Source organism: Amphritea japonica ATCC BAA-1530 (assembly GCF_016592435.1).
In the GTDB taxonomy this organism is placed as follows: domain Bacteria; phylum Pseudomonadota; class Gammaproteobacteria; order Pseudomonadales; family Balneatricaceae; genus Amphritea; species Amphritea japonica.
The window spans coordinates 1,096,857-1,117,033 of sequence record NZ_AP014545.1 but is presented as its reverse complement, the minus strand read 5'-3'; the positions used below and the strand labels follow the sequence as shown (position 1 = coordinate 1,117,033).

Here is a 20,177-nt window from a genome sequence, read left to right as displayed (position 1 = left end):
CATCACAGATGCTCTATTGACGAAAGCATCTGTAGCGTGAGACGGCCATGGACAAAACGCTTATACGATACCCGCTTTCATAAGTACTTTCTGGCATTCTTCATTAATAGCTGGCATTTCAGCAATCAGCTGATCTATCGGAAACTCAATTTCGGGCCATTTTTTATGGATACAAAAGCTCGTAACCTTTTCCCGCAATTCATCTTCAGACCAGGCAGGCCAATCAGGATGAGTGATAATCAATACACTCAAAAAATCAGCAAACTGAACAATAGTGAGCAGTTGCTTAAACTTAAGTGAAAGCCCTTCAATCTCCCATAGATTGTAGTGGTGATGATAGCGCAGCATATTGGTGATGGTACCTGGAAGCTTCCAGTGCTGAGCTGCCAGATAGCCTACTTCAGCGTGTGTAAAACCAAATAATTTGTCTTCCACATCGGTCAGTTCCTCGGGAGAGTTCCAGCCGGTATCATCAACAACCTCCACCGCTTTAATCGCGACCTGTAATAAAATAAAACGACCGATATCATGTAACAAACCACTCATATAGGCCAGATCAGGATCAACCTTGAACCCCGGCATGTGCTCAGCCAGAAAGCGACAAAACTTCGCCGTCTCTACAGAGTGCCGCCAGCCTCCTTTATGGCCTGGCTTAGTCGGCTCAAATACATCAGTTTTAACTAGCGCACCCATCAACTGAAGAGTATTAAAAACCCCCATACGCTCAAGTGCATTCTCAATTTTGTATTCCGGCTTATGAGCACCTGAAGACGATGAGTGGGCGGCGGCCAATACTTTTGCTGCCAGCGGAGGGTCCTGCTCTGCAAGCTCAGCCACTTTGGCGTAAAACTCGACAGAATCCTGGCTCAGCTGATTCAATTCATGAGCGACAGAGGGTAATAGAGGCAGATTATCTATTCTGTTTTTTACAAACTCTAGAGTTGAAATTCGTTTACTTAATTCATCCACTATCGCGGCCTCATGGTCGGACTACTTATAATATTTATGATTGCCCTTTTCTACAGCCTATAAAATAATGTATGCCTCCTGTATCGTACGCTTTCACTCATCAGTATTCGCACAAACATAAAACATCTCGATCTATCACCCTGAGCTACTTTATTACACATCTGGCAGAATCAAGCCGTGATTATGTAACACCTCTTCGCCGAACCATGCCAGATTTTCATGTAGCAATACGACTTCGCCCACAATAATTAACGCTGGAGCGGGCAACTTCTCCTTACTCTGAAGCTCTGGCAAGCTCTCCAGAGTCCCGGTCAGAACCTTCTGTTCGGCCCGTGTACCGTTAGATACTATAGCGGCAGGTGTCTCGGGAGGTTTACCATGAGCCACCAGTTTCTCGCAGAGTTCGGGAAGAGTGTGCAATCCCATATAGAAGACAATCGTCTGATTCGGGTGGACCAACTCGGCAAAATTCAGATCGGATGTCCGATTTTTAAGCTGACCGGTCACCAGTTTCACAGACTGTGCATAATTTCGATGGGTCAGCGGAATACCTGCATATGTCGAACAGGCGCTGGCAGCTGTGATACCAGGCACAACCTGAAACGGAATATTATGCTGCTTCAGAGTTTCCAGTTCCTCTCCACCCCGACCAAAGATAAAAGGGTCACCGCCTTTCAGCCGTAAAACTCTGCGCCCCTGCAAAGCGTATTTAACCAGCAGTTCGTTAATACCCTCCTGCGGGACCGCGTGGTTATCACGACGCTTACCCACAAAAATCCGGTCAGCATCGCGGCGACACAGGTCTACAATGGCGGGTGAAACCAGCTGATCGAATAGCACCACATCCGCCTGCTGCATCAACCGCAACGCTTTAAAGGTCAGCAATTCTGGATCACCAGGGCCACCACCAACCAGATAAACTTCACCTACCTGATGTTCAGGGTCGGCCGTCTCAATCGCCGTTTCCAATAAAGCACGTGCCTCTCCATCACGCCCGGCAAACACTTTTTCAGCAATTTGTCCCTGCAGCACTTTTTCCCAAAAGATTCTACGCCGCTCTACACTCGTAAATGTTTGTTTTACCTGCTGTCGAAACTGCCCGACCAGCCGTCCAAGACGGCTGTAACCCTGGGGAATCCAGGTTTCGAGTTTAGCCCGCAGAAGTCGGGCCAGTACTGGAGACTCTCCCCCGGATGAGATGCCGATCACAATAGGAGAGCGGTCAACGATGGCGGGAAAGATAAATGTACATAACGGCTGATTATCAACCACATTAACCGGAATATGCCGCTCAACAGCATCATAATGAACACGTTCATTAAGCTGATCATCATCCGTCGCAGCAATGACCAGATAAACATCATCTAAAAGACCGCTGTGATACTCTCCCGTAATGGTCTGGCCACCATGCTGTTCAACCAGCTCCGTTAGCTCTGGATCAATCCGATGCGCAATAACAGTCACCCGGGCGCCTGCACGGGTCAGTAAAGTAGCCTTGCGCAAGGCAACCTGCCCCCCTCCGACTAACAAAGCGTTACGATGTTCCAATTTAAAAAATAACGGCAGGTAATCCACAGAGCGTCCTCAAAGAGAGATAAAGATAAACGTATAAGACTCAGTTTTTATATAACTATTAGTGAAAAGATAGCAGAAAAGAAGAGCCCGCTGTTAGCGGGCTCTGAGACTATTCATTAAAACGCACTACTTAGGCAGAAAATCCATCACATTAACTGGCTTTTCCTCAACGGTAGAAGTGCCAGGATGCAAACCACACTCACGTGTTTCCGGATTCTCCCACCACCACCGACCCGCTCTGACATCTTCACCCTCTGCGACCGCACGGGTACAAGGTGCACAACCGATACTCGGGTACTGTTTATCATGCAGATCGTTGTAGGGTACATTGTTAGCGCGGATATAAGCCCACACCTCTGCTTCAGTCCAATCCGCCAACGGATTAAACTTATCAATGCCATTGCCTTCATCAAACTCTTTAAAACCGATCTCATCACGGGTGACTGATTGGTCTCTGCGTAAGCCTGTAATCCAGGCATCACGAGGAGCTAATGCACGCTTAAGCGGTTTAATCTTACGTACAAAACAGCAGCCTTTACGCATATCCTGACTTTGATAAAAAGCATTAATCCCATGCTCATGGACATATTGCTCAACATCTGCAGCTTCAGGGTAATAAAGCTCTACTTTCAGGTTGCGATAGAGTGCCTGAACGTCGGTCAGTAGCTTTAACGTTTCTTCCGGCAGGCGTCCTGTATCCAGTACGAACATACCAATAGCAGAGGCATGTTTGCTGATAAGGTCGGTAATCACCACATCTTCAGCACCCAGACTATTGGCAAACACTACCTTGCCTTCGGCATACTCCGCAGCCGCTTGCTTTAGCACGACGATAGAGTTCGCTATTTTCGCTTCCAGTTCAGCAGTTACTTGTTCGCTCATGGCTCTATATCCTAATCAGTTACTGGCGAAAAATTGGTCGTTCATCATCGGCGCTACCCTGGTAGTGCACAGAGACTTCACCAAAGGCATTAGCGATATCCGCGCTATAACGGTCTGCAGGAATAGCAAACGCGTCAAAACCACAACGTTCCATATACTCCAGACGATCACGGGTAACATCACCCTCTGCTCTAATCTGACCAGTAAAACCGGAACGGCGCAAAATCCGAGCAAAACTAAATCCCCGGCCATCCGTAAATGCTGGAAACTCTATCGTAACCAGTGAAAGTTTATCCAGGTATTGCAACAGGAGGTTAAGATCCTGGTCACCATTAACCCGAACACCCAGCGCACCTTTAGCATCAAGTAACGCATCAATGTTTGCTGAAAACAGCTCGTAAGGGACAACGATGTCTTCGTTAATATGTGTAGAGAGGTTGTCTTCATCAACCAGCAACCAATGGTCTTCCGCTACAGCACGATTAATTAACAGGGGCATAAACTCTCTCCTTAAACGGTGCTACACCGATACGGCGAACCGTCTCGATAAAACGCTCTTCTTCACTACGATTTTCAACATAAACCTGCAAGATGGTTTCAATAGTATTGGCCACGTCAGCCTGCGGAACTGATTTACCAATAATCTTACCCAAAGAAGCATCTTCACGGGAGGAACCGCCCAGTGTGATCTGATAGAAATCTTCACCGCCTTTATCCACACCCAGTACTCCGATGTGAGCAACGTGATGGTGAGCGCAGGCATTAATACAACCCGACATATTCAGTTTGATATCACCGATATCGTACAGATAATCCAGGTCATCAAACTTTGCATTAATCTGATCCGCCACTGTCAGTGTATGAGCATTGGCCAATGAACAAAAATCAAATCCGGGACAAACAATCATATCCGTCAGTGTACCGATATTAGCTCTTGCCAGATTCAGATCGCGTAATGATTGCCATAATGTGTACAAATCACCGGCCGCAACATGAGCAAAGACCAGATTCTGATCATGGGTACTGCGAATCTCACCAAAATTATAGGTATCCGCCAAATCGGCAACCGCATCAAGCTGATTATCGGAAATATCACCCGGTGGCTTAAGATGAGGTTTCAGTGAAATAACAACCGCACGATAACCGGCAATTTTATGCTCACGGGTATTGCGCTCATACCAAGCATTGAAGTCCTGATTGTCTGCCAACTGATTTTCCAATACAGCCAAACCATCAATCGCATCAGATGCATAAGGATGAGGTTCAAAAAAACCTTTTATCTTTTCAACATATTCGTCAGTCAACGCCAGCTCCGTGGCACGAATAACTTCCCACTCAGCCTCTACCCGCTTGGTGAATTCTTCAGTTCCCAGCGCGTTAACCAGTATTTTGATCCGCGCTTTGTACTTGTTGTCCCGACGTCCCTGCAGGTTATATACCCGCAGAATAGCCTCAAGGTAGGTTAACAGGTCCTGTTTTGGCAGGAACTTACGAATCACTTTACCGATCACCGGGGTACGGCCCAGGCCGCCGCCTACCAGTACTTCAAAACCAATCTCATTCTCAGCATTCTTAACCATGTGCAGACCAATATCATGCACCTGTGAAGCCGCGCGATCTTCAGGACCACCTGTTACCGCAATTTTGAACTTCCGGGGCAGATATGCAAACTCCGGGTGCAGTGTTGTCCACTGGCGGATAATCTCACACCATGGACGCGGATCTTCAATCTCATCTGGAATAATACCGGCAAAATGATCTGTGGTTGTATTACGCAGACAGTTACCACTGGTCTGAATCGCATGCATCTGAACTTCAGCCAGTTCTGCCAGAATATCAGGTACTTCTTCTAACTTAGGCCAATTCAGCTGAACATTGGTCCGCGTTGTGAAGTGGGCATAATTTTTATCATATTTGCGGGTGATATCTGCCAGCTTACGCACCTGAACAGAGTTCATTAGTCCATACGGCACAGCGATACGCAGCATAGGTGCCTGACGCTGAATATAGAGACCATTCATCAATCGCAGGCCACGGAACTCCTCATCGGGAATTTCACCAGCCAGAAAGCGGCGGGTCTGATCGCGGTATTGCTCAACCCGCGCATTGATCAGAGTCTGATCCTGTTCGTTATATTGATACATCGTTTATACCGTCGGCTAACCGACCCTCACCCTTAAAAATTACAATTCAAATTTTGTTCGCCAGATATAAGTATTTATATCAGCACTCAAAAGCTTAACCGGCTAAAACAAACCGCATACCGATCGCCAGTAACAGCGTTCCCATAATAGGTTGTATGACTCTTGGGGAAAGCTTACTGCCAAGATGACTGCCAAGAAAAACGCCTGGCAAAGAACCAATAACCAGATATAGCAGCAACCAGAGGTCAACATTACCCATACTATAGTGACCAGCCCCTGCTATACCGGTAAGCACCACCGCATGCACAAGATCCGTACCCACGATACTTTGCATACTCATGCGTGGATAAAGCAGAATTAACATTGCAGTACCCAGTGCGCCGGCACCAACAGAAGACAGCGTTACCAGACTACCTAATATGATGCCCATCAAAAGTGTTACGTAGGGACGATAGCGGCGACCGTGCTTTTCAAAACGGGTTCCTTTAAGCTTAACGACCGAGTCACGAATCTTAGAGCGGAAAAAAACGGCGAAGGAAGTTAAAACCAACGAAACTCCCAACGTGATATTCATCAGATGCTCTATCTTTTCAAGACCACCTAAACCTTCCAGATAATTCAGCGTAAACAGGGCACCGGGAATACTCCCCCCCAACAGCAACAAGACCACCCGCCATTCGACCAATTTTTTCCGGGTATAAGTAATACTTCCGCCAAATTTGGTAATAGCAGCATAAAGCAGATCAGTACTAACCGCCGTGACCGGAGGAATACCGAAAACAACAATCAGAATCGGTGTCATCAATGCACCGCCACCAATTCCTGTCAATCCAACAATTATACCAACCACCAGGCCGGCAAAGCTGTAAGCTATTTCCATCAACGTTCTCAGCTGCCTAAAAGGCTGTCATCAATAAAGATATTCTGCCCACAGACAGAACACCGCAAAATAAGAATCAGCTATAATAACGAAAGAAGCCTTATAACTCAAAATAATAATTATAAATTTGTTAATACCTTTTAGTTCTAAAAAACTTAACGCTTTTCTTTATACCCTTCTCCTCCTCAACAATCCTGGCGACATTGACCAGAGGATTTCAACAACCCCCTCTTATTCCAAAAAGTTTCTAAAACATTCCAACATATTCTTTTTGATTTTAAGCAAATATCTGCCATAATAGCGCCCAATATCGGGAGCTATGCGCCTAAACCTCACTATCACAACGATGTTAACGCGCGCATACCTCCATAAACATTTTTGTCATCTATGTAAAAAGAGTTCATCAATATGAGTCAATTGCCGGAACACAGACTGACCCACCTGCGTCAGCTGGAAGCAGAAAGCATCCACATCATTCGTGAAGTAGCATCGGAATTCGAAAATCCGGTAATGCTCTACTCAGTCGGCAAAGACTCCGCAGTGATGCTGCACCTGGCCCGCAAAGCATTCTTTCCGGGGAAACCTCCTTTTCCGCTGATGCACGTTGATACAACCTGGAAATTTAAAGAGATGATCAGCTTCCGTGACAAGATGGCTGAGGAAGCTGGCATGGATCTGCTAGTTCATATTAATCAGGAAGGTGTTGATATGAATATCAGCCCCTTTACTCATGGTTCTAAGAAACACACTGACATCATGAAAACCCAGGGGCTGAAGCAGGCACTGGACAAGTACAAATTTGATGCTGCCTTTGGTGGTGCCCGCCGCGATGAAGAGAAGTCCCGCGCTAAAGAGCGAGTTTTCTCATTCCGCGATAAGAACCATCGCTGGGATCCAAAGAGTCAGCGTCCTGAGCTATGGAATACCTTCAATACAAAAATTGATAAGGGTGAAAGTATTCGGGTATTTCCTCTGTCCAACTGGACCGAGCTGGATATCTGGCAGTACATCTATCTGGAGAGCATTCCCATTGTACCGCTCTATTTCGCAGCGGAGCGCCCTATTGTTAAACGTGATGGCGTCGAGATCATGGTTGATGATGAGCGTCTCCCTCTGGAAGCCGGTGAAGTGCCCGAAATGAAGATGGTGCGTTTCCGTACCCTCGGCTGCTACCCACTGACCGGCGCAGTAGATTCTACCGCTCAAACCCTGCCTGAGATCATTCAGGAGATGCTGTTAACCACTACCTCTGAACGCCAGGGCCGGGTCATCGATAACGATGGTGCAGGGTCAATGGAACAGAAAAAGATGGAAGGTTACTTTTAACCGGTCTGAGCTTGCTGTAACACGTTGCAGGCTAGCGCTGAAGCTTCCCCTGGTACAACAGGGTTTGCATCTTCACTAACCTCCGTTTTTCACAGTAATACTTAACACCTTGGCAGTAGTAGGTTAGTAAACCTCTTCAGTACAGAATTTAAGAATACGGAACACAATCATGAGTCATCAGTCCGATCTGATCGCCAGCGACATCGAAGCTTATCTGGCACAACATGAAAACAAAGAACTCCTGCGTTTTCTCACCTGCGGTAGCGTAGACGATGGTAAATCGACCCTGATTGGTCGACTACTACACGACTCTAAAATGATCTATGAAGATCAATTGGCAGCGCTGCATGCAGATAACGCAAAACAGGGTAATGCCGGTGAAGAACTGGACCTTGCTTTGCTGGTCGATGGTCTTCAAGCAGAGCGGGAACAAGGTATCACCATTGATGTTGCCTATCGTTACTTCTCTACTGACAAGCGTAAGTTCATCATCGCCGATACTCCGGGGCACGAGCAATACACTCGTAATATGGCCACCGGTGCATCTACCTGTGACCTGGCGATCATTCTGATCGACGCTCGTCATGGCGTTCAGGTACAAACCAAGCGTCATAGTTTCATCGTATCCCTGCTGGGTATTAAACATACTATCGTCGCCATCAATAAGATGGATCTGGTCGATTACAGTGAAGAACGCTATGAGCAGATCAAACAAGATTACCTGAATTTTTCTGCAGACCTGGATCTGAACGATATTCAGTTCGTGCCAATGTCAGCGTTAAACGGTGATAACGTTGTTAACCTAAGCGAGAACATGGCCTGGTATAAAGAGGCTCCATTAATGGAGTATCTGGAAACCATCCAGATCGCCAACGATCAGAATTTTGATGAGCTGCGCTTTCCGGTTCAATATGTAAACCGTCCTAATCTGGATTTCCGGGGTTATTGTGGCACTATCGGTTCTGGTATCGTTCGCCCAGGTGATGAAGTAACAGTACTCCCCTCGGGTAAGAGCAGCCGGGTTAAGTCGATTGTCACTTTCGATGGAGAGCTACAGGAAGCCTTCCCGCCGATGTCAGTTACCCTGACGCTAGAGGATGAGATCGACGTCAGTCGGGGCGATATGCTCGTTCATAGCAGTGATAATGTCCATGTTAGCAATCGCTTCGATGCGATGGTTGTCTGGATGGCTGAGCAGGAGCTTCTGCCGGGGCGTCAGTACGATGTAAAACTGGCAACACAAACAATTGCTGGCGGTATCAGCAGCATCCGTCACTGTGTCGATGTCAATACTCAGGAGCCGCATCCAGCAGCTACCCTGAAGCTTAACGAAATTGCCCGGTGCGAGATTACACTGGAACGCCCGGTTGTCACCGACGACTACCGCGCCCACCACACAACCGGTTCATTTATCATCGTGGATCGTCTGACCAACACTACCGTAGCTGCCGGCATGATTGCAGGTGATAGCAACTCATCTACTGAAACAGGTGATATTCTGGTCGCCACAAGTGCCAGCATCACAAAAGCTGATCGCGAACGTCGCTATGGTCAAAAAGCGATCACCCTGGCAATCCAGGGAGGTTCCGAACAGCAACGTGATACGCTGTTATTTACCCTTGAGCGCCAGCTATTTAACCTGGGACGCGCCGTCGCCCTGTTAAATCACAATAACCTGCCCGCTGAGCTCAACGCCGTTGCTACGCTGTTGAATGAAAACGGCCTGATCGTTCTGGCTGATGCAACCAATAGCGAGTTACCGCAAGGTTCACTGGTTGTTAATCTGGAGGAAGCCGATGCCGACCTAAGCCTGAACGCATCAACACAACCGGTAGCAGCTCAGGTAAACGCTATTCTGGAACTCCTGCGCGAGCAGGGAGCAGCATAGCCTCAACACGCTCTGCGGATAGCTTAACCGGATCTGATTTCACTCAGATCCGGTTATTTTGTCGTAATAGCCCAGATTTATTACGCAGTTGCAGAAAAATTGAGGCACATCAAGCAGAAAGCTATACCGAATAGCGGCTAAAATCGTTAAACTTTAGAACTTTCTAATTTTAAGGCAAGCCCGGTAGTGACAGCGCCGGTGATGATGTAACAACATTATGACTGAATATCTGCTAATTATTATCAGCACCGTTTTGGTGAACAACTTCGTACTGGTTCAGTTTCTGGGACTCTGCCCCTTCATGGGCGTGTCTAACAAACTCGAAACTGCGATGGGAATGTCACTCGCCACAACCTTTGTGCTGACGCTTTCCTCAGTCTGCAGCTATCTCGTTTATACCTATCTGTTAGCACCGTTGGAAATCACCTTCCTGAAAACAATCTCTTTCATTTTGGTGATTGCGGTCGTCGTTCAGTTTACCGAGATGGTGGTGCGTAAAACCAGCCCCCTGCTGTATAAACTGCTGGGCATATTTCTTCCCTTGATTACTACCAACTGCGCAGTACTGGGTGTAGCGCTGTTGAATATCAAAAAGATGAACGGTTTTGTCGATTCCATCGTCTATGGCTTTGGTGCAGCAGTCGGTTTTTCACTGGCACTGATACTTTTTTCCGCCATGCGAGAAAGAATCGCAGTGGCCGATGTACCAGTACCCTTTCAAGGGTCTGCAATTGGGATGGTCACCGCTGGCCTGATGTCACTCGCCTTTCTTGGCTTCACCGGCCTGGTTCAGTTTTAAGGAGTTACCGTGAGCGCTGTATTAATTGCCGTTCTGGTATTGTTAGGACTGGGCCTGATATTCGGTATCTTGCTGGGCTATTCCTCAATCCGCTTCAAGGTTGAAGGCAACCCTCTGGTCGATCAGGTCGATTCATTGTTACCACAAACCCAGTGCGGACAATGTGGCCATCCCGGCTGTCGCCCCTATGCGGAGTCCATCGTCAATAGCGACGAGCCGATCAATAAGTGCCCTCCAGGCGGCCAAAGCACGATCGAAGCACTGGCTGATCTTCTCGATGTAGAAGCGGTTCCGCTGGATGCTGAGCATGGCGAAGAACAGGTTAAAACCGTCGCTTATATCCGCGAAGATGAATGTATCGGCTGTACCAAATGTATCCAGGCGTGTCCTGTCGATGCCATTTTAGGTGCGGCTAAACAGATGCACACTGTAATAGAATCTGAATGTACAGGTTGTGACCTTTGTGTCGAACCCTGCCCCGTAGACTGTATTGATATGCTTCCAATAGCCCCCACCCTCAATAGCTGGCAGTGGCCAGCCCCCAAACCCGGTATAGAGCTGATCGCTACCGACCGCCACCCGGGTATCGCATTGGAGGCTGAAGGATGAAGAATACTGTACGTGTACATAGTTTCCACGGTGGCATACACCCACCGGAGAACAAAAAACAATCAACCGGCGCGCCAATCACTTTAGCGCCGATACCCTCGCAAATCGTGCTGCCACTGCAACAACATATCGGTTTGCCTGCAGATCCCGTGGTTAAGGTAGGCGAGCGTGTTCTTAAAGGACAGCTGGTTGCCGAAGCGATCGGTCGCATAAGCGCCAATATTCATGCATCCACATCCGGTATCGTCACAGCTATTGAATCGCATCCGGTACCGCATATGTCTGGCATGCCAGCCAACTGTCTGATTATCGAGGCGGATGGCCAGGACGAGTGGATCGAACATCAGGGACTGGAAGACTATACCCAGCTACCTAAGCCAGAACTGATCGAGTATATCCGTCAGGCCGGGGTCGCTGGAATGGGCGGCGCGGGTTTTCCAACCGATGTAAAGCTCCACCTGGGTGATGATCATATCGTTAACACTCTTATCATCAATGCGGCCGAGTGCGAACCTTATATCACTGCCGATGATATGTTGATGCGGGAGCGCGCTGACCAGATATTGGGTGGGATTGAAATCATCGCCCATCTGCTCAAACCTCTGCATATTATGGTCGGTATTGAGGACAATAAACCTCAGGCTATTCGTGCCCTGCATACGGCCTTAGACAATAGCCCTCTGAATCTTGATATCGTTATCACCCCAACCAAATACCCATCCGGTGGTGAAAAACAGTTAATCAAACTACTCACTGGCATTGAAGTTCCCAGTGGCAAGATCCCTGCAGATGTAGGTATCGTCTGCCAGAACATCGGCACCACTACCGCTATCTTTAAAGCAGTTACTTATGGCGAGCCGCTGATATCCAGAATCGTCACCGTGACCGGACAAGCCGCTGGCCATAAACAGAACTACGAAGTCAGAATAGGCACCCGTTTTACTGACCTTCTAGACCACTCGGAAGTTGACCGGGAGCAGATGTCTCGTTTGATCGTTGGGGGACCGATGATGGGCATCACGGTCGAAGATGAGCAGATACCGGTCATTAAAACCACCAACTGCCTGATTGCCGGCAGTGCTCAGGAAATGCCTGCACAACCACCGGCGCAAGCCTGCATTCGGTGCGGCATGTGCGAGCAAGTCTGCCCAGTCGAACTTCTGCCACAGCAGCTGCACTGGTTTGCTAAAGGTCGTGAATTCGATAAAGCCCGCAACCACAATCTGTTTGATTGTATAGAGTGTGGCGCATGCTCCTATGTCTGTCCCAGCAACATTCCATTAGTACAGTATTACCGCTTCGCCAAGGCAGAAATTCGCAAAGAAGATGCTGAACAACGTAAGGCTGACCATGCGCGCATCCGTTTTGAAGCTCGTCTTGAACGCCTTGAACGTGAAAAAATTGAGAAGGAAGAACGTCGCAAACAGCGCGCCGCTGATGCTGCCAGAGCACAGGCCGCGAAAAAAGATGCGGCACTGATGCCCAAACCCGCTACAGCTGCTAATGCCGAATCCTCTGAACCGGATCTGAAACAACTAAAAAGTAACGCAGCGATTGCCCGCACAAAGTTGAGAAAAGCAGAAAAAGCATTGGCTAATGCTCAGGAAAAAGAGCAAGAAGGTGTAGCAACCCTTCAGGCTACAGTGCAACAATTGCAAGAAAAATCAAACCAGGCTGAACAAGCTTATCAACAGGCTCAGAGCGCTCCTGCCAAAACACCTGAAGCAGCGCTTGCCAGTGCCCCTGGCATCAGCTTAAAAGACCTGAAGAATAACGCTGCCATTGCACGTACAAAACTAAAGAAAGCAGAAAAACAACTGGCGAATGCTGAAGCGACTGGCGAAGGCGATGTTACCGCTCTCAAGGCTCAGGTGGAAGAACTACAAGCGCGTACCAACCAAGCAACAGCGGCCTTCGAAAGCGCAGAATCTGGCGACTCAAACGCCCCCTCTGCGGTTACGGTTGATACTACCGAACTTGAAGCTGATATCAGCGCGATGCAAGCCAAGATCGACAAAGGCGAAACTGCCTGGAAAAAAGCTGTTGAGTCCAACAGCCCCGCTGCCGATAAAATGGCCGCTGGTGTCGACAAGCTAAAAGATAAGCTTAAAGCACTGCAAGATGAACTAAGCGCTGCAAAAAACACCGCTACCAAAACAAGTGCTGCGACAGCAATCGATACCACTGAATTGGAAGCGGATATCGCCTCCTTACAAGCCAAGGTCAATAAAGGCGAAGCCGCCTGGAAAAAAGCGGTTGAGTCCAACAGCCCCGCTGCCGATAAAATGGCGGTTGGTGTCGACAAGCTAAAAGATAAGCTTAAAGCACTCCAAGATGAACTAAGCGCTGCAAAACACACCGCTACCAAAACTAGCGCTACGGCAGCAATCGATACCGCTGAATTGGAAGCGGATATCGCCTCCTTACAAGCCAAGGTCAATAAAGGCGAAACCGCCTGGAAAAAAGCGGTTGAGTCCAATAGCCCCGCTGCCGACAAAATGGCTGCCGGTGTCGACAAGCTAAAAGAGAAACTTAAAGCACTGCGCGATGAACTGGCATCCGCCAGACCTGCACCTGAATCCGGCACCAGTCCCGTTGATATGAAGGCGTTAAAGCAGCAAGTATCTATCATGCGCACTAAACTGAAAAAAGCGGAAAAGCAGCTTGCAGAGCTATCTGATGATGAAAAAGAATCACCCCTGGCTTCTGAATTGGTGACAGAAATAAACCAGCTTCAGCAACGCCATGATGCTGCTAAAGTAACCTATGATTCAGCAGAAAAGGTACTGATCGAGTCCGCAGCTCAAGAAGGAATTGATCTGAAGCAACTTAAAATTGATGCGGCATTAGCCAGAGCAGCTGTCACCAAAGTAGAACGCGCTCTGACTAAAGCGGAAGACGAGAGCAAGCACTCACTGGAAGAAGAGCTTCTAACAGCCCGGGCACAGGCTGAACAACTCAATGCCACACTGGAACGCTTTTCCGAATAAGTATGCCACCCAATAACAGCGTTAGACCTGAGTAAATAGAATGTCACTGATCAGAATTACATCACCGCACGCCCACCGCCCCGGTAATACCGGCAATGTGATGCTTACTGTGCTGTTAGCGACCCTGCCCGGCCTGGCAGCGATGACCTTCTTCTTCGGTTGGGGCACTCTGATTCAGGTGATCTGGGGTATCCTGCTCGCCGTAAGTCTTGAAGCGTTAGCCATAAAACTACGTGGTCGCCCGGTAAGCTTCTACCTGACCGACTATAGTGCCGTGGTAACCGCAGTACTGCTTGGGCTGGCGTTGCCACCTTTCGCACCTTGGTGGGTAATGACGGTCGGTATCATGGTTGCCATTATCATTGCGAAACAGATGTACGGCGGTATGGGCAGCAATCCATTTAACCCGGCCATGGTTGCCTATGCCCTGCTGTTGGTCTCCTTTCCCATTCAAATGACCAGCTGGGCTGCTCCTTTTGTTATGACTGGCGATGGCTGGGCGGTACTTCCATTAAGTGAAACACTAAGCGCCATTTTCGGAACAGGTGGTGCGATAGTAGATGGGCATACCATGGCAACGCCTCTTGATATAATGCGCCATCGGGGCGGTTTTACTACAGAGGAGATGTGGTTAGAAAGCGCTCTATTAGCTAACGGTATCGGCGCTTGGCATGCCGTTAGTGCAGCCTATGTTATGGGTGGTGTGTTTCTGCTATACCGCAAAATATTTACCTGGCACGCACCGGTTGCGATGCTGGGTAGCCTGACTCTGATCTCCACCCTGTTCTTCCTGATTATGCCTGACCAGTTCCCGGATCCTTTTTTCCATCTGACAGTGGGGGCTACTATGCTGGGCGCATTCTTTATCGCCACTGACCCGGTTACCTCTGCCACCAGCAACAAAGGTAAGCTTTGGTTTGGCGCAGGTATCGGTCTTTTGGTCTTTATTATTCGCACCTGGGGCAACTACCCCGACGCGATTGCTTTTGCAGTCCTCCTGATGAACCTTTGCGCTCCCTTTATCGACCAGTACACTCAGCCTCGCAGCTATGGCCACACCAAGCCGAATCGGGGGGCAAAATAATGGAAATGTTTACTGCTATTCGTAACAGTGCTGTCGGCCTGAGTATCTTTGCCGTCATTACTTCAGGTGCCATCGCCCTGACTCAGGTATCGACCAAAGATCAGATTATGGTCAATGAGCGAGAAGCTCGTGCTAAGGCGCTTTATGAGATAGTCCCCAGAGAGAGTATCGACAACAACCTCCTGGAAGACACCTATACTGTTAGTGCAGCTGAACTCACCGGTACTGATGGACCTTCTGATGCCTTCCTCGCTCGCCTTGGCGGCCAGGTAATTACCGTGATCCTACCGGTAACAGCCCCCGACGGATATACCGGCAAAATTAACATGATCGTTGGCATTAACGCCGACGAGAGTATCGCCGGTGTGCGAGTACTGGCCCATAAAGAAACTCCCGGGCTGGGTGACAAAGTGGAACTAAAAAAGTCGGACTGGGTACTCAACTTCAACGGTCAACGTTATGAAGGCGATAAAGACCCAAGCTGGGCAGTGAAAAAGGACGGCGGACGATTCGATCAGTTTACGGGTGCAACAATCACCCCCCGGGCGGTGGTGAATGCGACAGCCCGCGCAATCCACTACTTCCGCGAACACAAAACTGCGCTGCTGGAGAACAGAGAAAAACTGACTCAACAGCCCGCTGGAGCTGAATAAGATGACCAACGATTACCGCAAAATCACAATGGATGGTCTCTGGGATAATAACCCTGCGCTAGTACAACTACTTGGTCTCTGCCCTCTTTTAGCGGTGACTGGCACAGTTGTTAACGCGCTGGGACTTGGCCTTGCCAGTACCATCGTACTGATTGGCTCTAACCTAACCATTTCGATGTTTCGTAAGTTTGTGCCGGAATCAGTTCGTCTGCCGATCTTTGTAATGATTATCGCCTCATTTGTTACCTGTATTGAACTATTGATGCAGGCGTTCACTTACGAGCTCTACACGATACTTGGCATCTTTATTCCACTGATTGTTACCAACTGCGCAATTATGGGCCGCGCCGACGCCTTTGCCATTAAAAACCCGGTAGGTGCCTCTATCCTTGATGGCGCGATGATGGGTGTTGGCTTCACCGCAGTTCTGATGATTCTCGGCGGAATGCGGGAGATCCTTGGTCTGGGAACTCTCTTTGCTGATATGCAGCTATTATTTGGGCCGATGGCTGAAAGCTGGAAAATTATTATCATCGAAGATTACGTCGGTTTTCTCTTCGCTATCCTTCCACCCGGCGCATTTGTTGGTATGGGGCTGTTGATCGCAATCAAGAACATTATTGATAAGAAGCGAGAAGCGGCAGCAACACCTGTTGAAATAATACCTTCCGGTGAAACAAAGCGTGTTCGGGTTACAGGAAATATTTCTTAGACTGGCAAGAAAGAGTAATCTCACAGTATATACTTGCTCATTGTTCGATCGTCGATCCGTACTTACTAAGCACGGATCAAACCTAGTGACTTATTACTTTTTCTCAATAGTGATCTCAATTTCTTTACTACTTCCAGCAAACCACTTCTGGATATACAAAGATCCGACAATTGGAGCAGCACCTTCATCAGGGACTTCCTTATACCGAATACTATTTTTTGTTTCTTTCTCTAACTCAAATTTGACTACTTTCTTTGGCATAACGGTTCCGTTTAGCTGCTTCTTCCTGGTTCAACTACAAAAAGTAAAAAGGGACAATTTTATTGCCTGCACAAATCAATAACCACCAAACTGCCTTTCACATGGTTTACCGTCGTGATCACCATCCATTTTTGTATTAGGGCAATTTCTCAAGAAAAATTCAGCTTCCGCTAACGACCCCATCTGACTACAGTGTTGTCGCCCATCACAGCGATAGTTACTTTGTGGTTGAGCCTTCGCCCGTTTCACCTGCTTATCATACTCATAAGATGTATAGCTAACATTGGGCGAAACCACGTTGGTTGTGTAGTAGTTCCATGCGCCATATCCTATAAGAACGATCAGAATCAGTTTCTTCAATGTGAATACCCTATATTCATCAAGAAATAACTTGTATGTGTAAAAAGAGAAATATTTAAAAAACTGATCTTAGGAGAAATAAAATCCTTTTCCTAACTATTACTGTTTGAAGCGTCCTGCTCTCTTTGGTAGATACTGTTACAGAAAAGCAAGAATATCTAGTTCAACAAAATAAGTACATTCCGTTTTCTAACAAGCAGCCTTCAGACTACGGGCAAGACGCAAAGTGACGTCCAACAAGGCAAACTTCATCCACTAATCTCAACAGTTGTCCAAAATGCCAGTCCCGGCTAACATAGCCCTACCATTTGATCACTACTATTCTGGAAGTCATGAACGCCGCTAAACGCCACGAAATATTCACCCGTCTGAGAGAAGCAAACCCAAATCCAGAAACGGAGCTGGAGTACAGCAATCCATTCGAGCTATTGGTCGCTGTAACGCTGTCAGCTCAGGCTACTGATGTCGGGGTAAATAAGGCGACTCGTAAGCTGTTTCCGGTGGCGAATACCCCTGAAGCTATCTACGCATTGGGTGTGGATGGCCTAAAGGAATATATCAAGACAATCGGTTTGTATAACGCCAAAGCCGAGAATGTGATCAAGGCCTGCAAGATGCTGGTTGAGTTGCATAACTCTATTGTGCCTGACAACCGGGAAGATCTTGAAGCGTTGCCTGGCGTAGGCCGTAAGACTGCCAATGTAGTCTTAAACACTGCCTTTGGGCAACCCGCTATGGCAGTTGATACCCACATTTTCAGAGTTTCAAACCGCACTAAGATCGCACCTGGTAAAAATGTACTCGAAGTAGAAAAGAAGCTGATGCGCTTTATCCCGAAAGAGTTCCTGATAGATGCTCATCACTGGCTGATTCTTCATGGACGCTATACTTGTATCGCCCGAAAGCCTCGCTGTGGCTCCTGCCTGATTGAAGACCTTTGTGAGTTTAAAGAAAAACTAGATTAAGCCCTTCGCTCCTCTTAAGATCTTATTCCAAACTTATTCAACCAGCTATCAACTCAGCAGTATCATTGGTTGTAATCTAATCTCGACAAACATGCCCGATGATACAGAGTAATGACTCTTGCTCGAAACAACGGGCGAAAAGCTATTATGATCAAACGTGATATCGATCGATATCATCCTACAGTTTTCCAGAGCTTAATCTTCATTAAATCCCCCGACAACAGCGATCAACCCCATTCGCAACAAAGACGCTAAAACACTTGTAGAAGCAGCATTAGTCAGTTCGAAACAGAGTAAATATTCAGCGTTCAAATGGCCCATATACCAGCCATAATTGAAAGGAAAAATTTACCGTTATTTGTTTCTTTTGATGTAATTATCAAGGGAAAGGTTATGCACATTTTCTGTGGATAATTCTGTTAATAATATTGGGGCAAGTGGCTATAAAGCCCATGGTTATTGAGGCTGAAACAAATCGTTCACATAAACGACACAGATTTTATTTCCCTTTATTATCAATAATTTAAATAATTCAACAGCTTTATATCAAACTTTTGTTTAATTATTTATGCAAAATAAAATGTTCCGTTTTTTAACTGTGTACTAAAATAGTATACCGACGTAACCACCTGATCTATAAGGCATCAGAAATAGCATTAACAATTTAACTGAGACAGGAAGCTACTGGCTAAGAAAGGATGCTGCCGGGGACCCCGGCAGCATTCCGACAACGACTACTTAACTGTCATCGGAAATCCGCCTGCTTCTTTTCGCCGTATAACGGCAACAGAGACAACCAGACGGACACAGGAATCTATAGGGCAACGGGATATATGTAAAGAGAGGTAGCAGCTGCTTATACTTAAACGCTTGTATGAAATAAGCGCATTACACTTTAGGTGACTCTCTAATCACTTTATAAGATCATCACTCAGAATGAACCGCTTAGAAAGAGCTGAACGACTGAAGCGAGCCAGACTGACCCAGGGTCTGACGCAACAGGATATTGCATCTTTGCTGTATAAGTCGCTTTCAACGATAAAAAAATGGGAATCCCCTTCCGGTGCTGAACCTAGCAACCTGGATGATGTTATACGTCTGTGCGAAGCCTACGGAGTCTCCGTAGAATGGTATTTATGCGGCACAAAAAAGAGAAATCGACCATTGACGATTCAGCAAGAACAACTGGTCAATCACTATGACAGGCTCTCACCTTCAATGAAAAAACGCATGGGGAGAATTATTAAGTTATTATCTAAAGAAGGCCATTAATGGGCTGAATCAACTCTTACCTGACCAAACCTGTTTACGTGCTTGCAGCTTAACCCACAGCGCCTCAACCTTTTCCCTTGCCCAGGGCGTCTGACGTAAAAATCTCAGGCTTGATTTAATACTGGGATCGCTTTTAAAACAGCGAATATCAATTCGTAATCCAAGTTCCTGCCAGCCATACTCCGCCTCAAGCTCGGTAACCACCTGCTTCAGTGTAATTCCGTGCAATGGGTTATTTTTCTGTGTACGCGGCTGCTGAGGGTCTTTATTCTGCAATTCGCTCACGCTTCTGTCTCAACTGTTTCAGCCGTTTGAGCTCGCTCCGCTTTAGAGATATACCGAGGCTTATTTGAAATCTTAAGCCGATCACTCACTTTTTTCGCGCGCCGTTTTAGTATCGCATTAATCTTCTTTTTCTTATTCATCATTTCATCTCTGATAAAGCAACATCAGCCTGTAAACCAGCTTCTGTCTGACATGGGACAATTCTACCGAAGTTTAAAGAATTGAAAAGCGACGAATGAAGTCCGCCCGATAAACAGGTCTGTAACAAGCATATTTAGATTCACATTTTCTGTGGATAAGTCAGTGCATTACTATTTTACAAAACGCTATGAGGCACTAAATACGAGGGTTTCAGCAATCTGTTTAGAAAACCAGCTATCTGAAAAATACCCTTTTAATTTTCAATCACTTAGCATCATTAGCAAGCAGGAGTTAAAACTTATACAAGGCAAAAGGTACAAATAAAAAAACAGCCTTAAAGGCTGTGAAGAACTTTTAGAGGTAAGTAAGGTTATCCCTCGGA

Annotated in this window: 21 protein-coding genes; 10 read left to right on the top strand and 11 right to left on the bottom strand. The window is 47.1% G+C overall.

Going from position 1 to position 20,177, the window contains the following annotated elements; genetic code table 11:
• Window positions 1-60: 60 nt before the first annotated feature.
• The 6 genes from AMJAP_RS05135 to AMJAP_RS05110 form a co-directional block, all read right to left on the bottom strand.
• The gene (locus AMJAP_RS05135) at window positions 61-969 is read right to left on the bottom strand and encodes an HDOD domain-containing protein (RefSeq protein ID WP_019622003.1); all 909 of its coding nucleotides are present in this window, start codon (window positions 967-969) and stop codon (window positions 61-63) included.
• 153 nt (window positions 970-1,122) lie between these two features.
• Window positions 1,123-2,544 carry a siroheme synthase CysG gene (gene cysG / locus AMJAP_RS05130; RefSeq protein WP_019622002.1) on the bottom strand — a complete coding sequence of 474 codons (1,422 nt, stop codon included), beginning with the start codon at window positions 2,542-2,544 and terminating at the stop codon, window positions 1,123-1,125.
• A gap of 126 nt (window positions 2,545-2,670) precedes the next feature.
• Window positions 2,671-3,426: a phosphoadenylyl-sulfate reductase gene (locus tag AMJAP_RS05125; RefSeq protein ID WP_019622001.1), complete on the bottom strand. Its 756-nt coding sequence runs from the start codon at window positions 3,424-3,426 to the stop codon at window positions 2,671-2,673.
• Between the two features lie 19 nt (window positions 3,427-3,445).
• The gene (locus tag AMJAP_RS05120; protein WP_019622000.1) at window positions 3,446-3,925 is read right to left on the bottom strand and encodes a DUF934 domain-containing protein; all 480 of its coding nucleotides are present in this window, start codon (window positions 3,923-3,925) and stop codon (window positions 3,446-3,448) included.
• On the bottom strand, window positions 3,909-5,570 hold the full coding sequence (locus AMJAP_RS05115) for a nitrite/sulfite reductase (RefSeq protein ID WP_019621999.1): 1,662 nt from the start codon (window positions 5,568-5,570) through the stop codon (window positions 3,909-3,911). Before AMJAP_RS05115 ends, AMJAP_RS05120 begins: the two co-directional genes overlap by 17 nt.
• Before the next feature lie 94 nt (window positions 5,571-5,664).
• Window positions 5,665-6,450, bottom strand: a complete 786-nt coding sequence (locus tag AMJAP_RS05110; RefSeq protein ID WP_019621998.1) for a sulfite exporter TauE/SafE family protein — start codon at window positions 6,448-6,450, stop codon at window positions 5,665-5,667.
• A gap of 408 nt (window positions 6,451-6,858) precedes the next feature.
• Here AMJAP_RS05110 and cysD point away from each other — a divergent pair, with 408 nt between their 5' ends.
• The 8 genes from cysD (at window position 6,859) to AMJAP_RS05070 (ending at window position 16,511) form a co-directional block, all read left to right on the top strand.
• The gene (gene cysD / locus AMJAP_RS05105) at window positions 6,859-7,776 is read left to right on the top strand and encodes a sulfate adenylyltransferase subunit CysD (RefSeq protein ID WP_019621997.1); all 918 of its coding nucleotides are present in this window, start codon (window positions 6,859-6,861) and stop codon (window positions 7,774-7,776) included.
• A 169-nt stretch (window positions 7,777-7,945) separates the two neighbouring features.
• Window positions 7,946-9,664 carry a sulfate adenylyltransferase subunit CysN gene (cysN, locus tag AMJAP_RS05100; RefSeq protein WP_019621996.1) on the top strand — a complete coding sequence of 573 codons (1,719 nt, stop codon included), beginning with the start codon at window positions 7,946-7,948 and terminating at the stop codon, window positions 9,662-9,664.
• 217 nt (window positions 9,665-9,881) lie between these two features.
• Window positions 9,882-10,463 carry an electron transport complex subunit RsxA gene (gene rsxA, locus AMJAP_RS05095; RefSeq protein ID WP_019621995.1) on the top strand — a complete coding sequence of 194 codons (582 nt, stop codon included), beginning with the start codon at window positions 9,882-9,884 and terminating at the stop codon, window positions 10,461-10,463.
• Window positions 10,464-10,472: 9 nt separating this feature from the next.
• Complete coding sequence (rsxB, locus tag AMJAP_RS05090) at window positions 10,473-11,072, top strand: electron transport complex subunit RsxB (RefSeq protein ID WP_019621994.1); 600 nt, start codon at window positions 10,473-10,475, stop codon at window positions 11,070-11,072.
• Window positions 11,069-14,062, top strand: coding sequence for an electron transport complex subunit RsxC (gene rsxC / locus AMJAP_RS05085; RefSeq protein WP_019621993.1), 2,994 nt, complete (start codon window positions 11,069-11,071; stop codon window positions 14,060-14,062). Before rsxB ends, rsxC begins: the two co-directional genes overlap by 4 nt.
• A gap of 40 nt (window positions 14,063-14,102) precedes the next feature.
• Entirely contained in the window at window positions 14,103-15,146 is a 1,044-nt protein-coding gene (gene rsxD, locus AMJAP_RS05080) for an electron transport complex subunit RsxD (RefSeq protein ID WP_019621992.1), read from the top strand.
• On the top strand, window positions 15,146-15,799 hold the full coding sequence (gene rsxG, locus AMJAP_RS05075; RefSeq protein WP_019621991.1) for an electron transport complex subunit RsxG: 654 nt from the start codon (window positions 15,146-15,148) through the stop codon (window positions 15,797-15,799). The genes rsxD and rsxG overlap by 1 nt, the downstream gene beginning before the upstream one ends.
• A 1-nt stretch (window position 15,800) precedes the next feature.
• Window positions 15,801-16,511: an electron transport complex subunit E gene (locus AMJAP_RS05070; RefSeq protein ID WP_019621990.1), complete on the top strand. Its 711-nt coding sequence runs from the start codon at window positions 15,801-15,803 to the stop codon at window positions 16,509-16,511.
• Between the two features lie 93 nt (window positions 16,512-16,604).
• Here AMJAP_RS05070 and AMJAP_RS05065 read toward each other — a convergent pair whose 3' ends face one another.
• Both AMJAP_RS05065 and AMJAP_RS05060 read right to left on the bottom strand, forming a co-directional pair.
• Window positions 16,605-16,772 (bottom strand): hypothetical protein, encoded by a 168-nt coding sequence (locus tag AMJAP_RS05065; protein ID WP_019621989.1) that lies wholly within the window; start codon window positions 16,770-16,772, stop codon window positions 16,605-16,607.
• A 75-nt stretch (window positions 16,773-16,847) separates the two neighbouring features.
• Window positions 16,848-17,132, bottom strand: a complete 285-nt coding sequence (locus AMJAP_RS05060; protein WP_019621988.1) for an excalibur calcium-binding domain-containing protein — start codon at window positions 17,130-17,132, stop codon at window positions 16,848-16,850.
• 332 nt (window positions 17,133-17,464) lie between these two features.
• On the opposite strand from AMJAP_RS05060, the gene nth reads away from it, so the two are divergent.
• Complete coding sequence (gene nth / locus AMJAP_RS05055; RefSeq protein WP_019621987.1) at window positions 17,465-18,097, top strand: endonuclease III; 633 nt, start codon at window positions 17,465-17,467, stop codon at window positions 18,095-18,097.
• 195 nt (window positions 18,098-18,292) lie between these two features.
• Here the strand turns inward: nth and AMJAP_RS17780 are convergent, their stop codons facing one another.
• Window positions 18,293-18,418, bottom strand: a complete 126-nt coding sequence (locus AMJAP_RS17780; protein ID WP_261872451.1) for a hypothetical protein — start codon at window positions 18,416-18,418, stop codon at window positions 18,293-18,295.
• A gap of 615 nt (window positions 18,419-19,033) precedes the next feature.
• On the opposite strand from AMJAP_RS17780, the gene AMJAP_RS05050 reads away from it, so the two are divergent.
• Window positions 19,034-19,369 (top strand): helix-turn-helix domain-containing protein, encoded by a 336-nt coding sequence (locus AMJAP_RS05050; RefSeq protein ID WP_019621986.1) that lies wholly within the window; start codon window positions 19,034-19,036, stop codon window positions 19,367-19,369.
• A 9-nt stretch (window positions 19,370-19,378) separates the two neighbouring features.
• Here the strand turns inward: AMJAP_RS05050 and AMJAP_RS05045 are convergent, their stop codons facing one another.
• Both AMJAP_RS05045 and AMJAP_RS05040 read right to left on the bottom strand, forming a co-directional pair.
• Entirely contained in the window at window positions 19,379-19,654 is a 276-nt protein-coding gene (locus AMJAP_RS05045; RefSeq protein WP_019621985.1) for a VF530 family protein, read from the bottom strand.
• The gene (locus AMJAP_RS05040; protein ID WP_019621984.1) at window positions 19,651-19,794 is read right to left on the bottom strand and encodes a DUF2986 domain-containing protein; all 144 of its coding nucleotides are present in this window, start codon (window positions 19,792-19,794) and stop codon (window positions 19,651-19,653) included. Before AMJAP_RS05040 ends, AMJAP_RS05045 begins: the two co-directional genes overlap by 4 nt.
• Window positions 19,795-20,177 lie beyond the last annotated feature (383 nt).

What these genes read in the sequence shown, in the direction of transcription:
- AMJAP_RS05065 (WP_019621989.1), bottom strand. Translation starts at nt 16,772, where the DNA reads ATGCCAAAGAAAGTAGTCAAATTTGAGTTAGAGAAAGAAACAAAAAAT.
- rsxC (WP_019621993.1), top strand. Translation starts at nt 11,069, where the DNA reads ATGAAGAATACTGTACGTGTACATAGTTTCCACGGTGGCATACACCCA.
- AMJAP_RS05120 (WP_019622000.1), bottom strand. Translation starts at nt 3,925, where the DNA reads ATGCCCCTGTTAATTAATCGTGCTGTAGCGGAAGACCATTGGTTGCTG.
- cysN (WP_019621996.1), top strand. Translation starts at nt 7,946, where the DNA reads ATGAGTCATCAGTCCGATCTGATCGCCAGCGACATCGAAGCTTATCTG.
- AMJAP_RS05050 (WP_019621986.1), top strand. Translation starts at nt 19,034, where the DNA reads ATGAACCGCTTAGAAAGAGCTGAACGACTGAAGCGAGCCAGACTGACC.
- AMJAP_RS05115 (WP_019621999.1), bottom strand. Translation starts at nt 5,570, where the DNA reads ATGTATCAATATAACGAACAGGATCAGACTCTGATCAATGCGCGGGTT.
- AMJAP_RS05070 (WP_019621990.1), top strand. Translation starts at nt 15,801, where the DNA reads ATGACCAACGATTACCGCAAAATCACAATGGATGGTCTCTGGGATAAT.
- nth (WP_019621987.1), top strand. Translation starts at nt 17,465, where the DNA reads ATGAACGCCGCTAAACGCCACGAAATATTCACCCGTCTGAGAGAAGCA.
- rsxG (WP_019621991.1), top strand. Translation starts at nt 15,146, where the DNA reads ATGGAAATGTTTACTGCTATTCGTAACAGTGCTGTCGGCCTGAGTATC.
- rsxA (WP_019621995.1), top strand. Translation starts at nt 9,882, where the DNA reads ATGACTGAATATCTGCTAATTATTATCAGCACCGTTTTGGTGAACAAC.
- AMJAP_RS17780 (WP_261872451.1), bottom strand. Translation starts at nt 18,418, where the DNA reads ATGGGCCATTTGAACGCTGAATATTTACTCTGTTTCGAACTGACTAAT.
- rsxD (WP_019621992.1), top strand. Translation starts at nt 14,103, where the DNA reads ATGTCACTGATCAGAATTACATCACCGCACGCCCACCGCCCCGGTAAT.
- AMJAP_RS05040 (WP_019621984.1), bottom strand. Translation starts at nt 19,794, where the DNA reads ATGAATAAGAAAAAGAAGATTAATGCGATACTAAAACGGCGCGCGAAA.
- AMJAP_RS05125 (WP_019622001.1), bottom strand. Translation starts at nt 3,426, where the DNA reads ATGAGCGAACAAGTAACTGCTGAACTGGAAGCGAAAATAGCGAACTCT.
- AMJAP_RS05110 (WP_019621998.1), bottom strand. Translation starts at nt 6,450, where the DNA reads ATGGAAATAGCTTACAGCTTTGCCGGCCTGGTGGTTGGTATAATTGTT.
- cysD (WP_019621997.1), top strand. Translation starts at nt 6,859, where the DNA reads ATGAGTCAATTGCCGGAACACAGACTGACCCACCTGCGTCAGCTGGAA.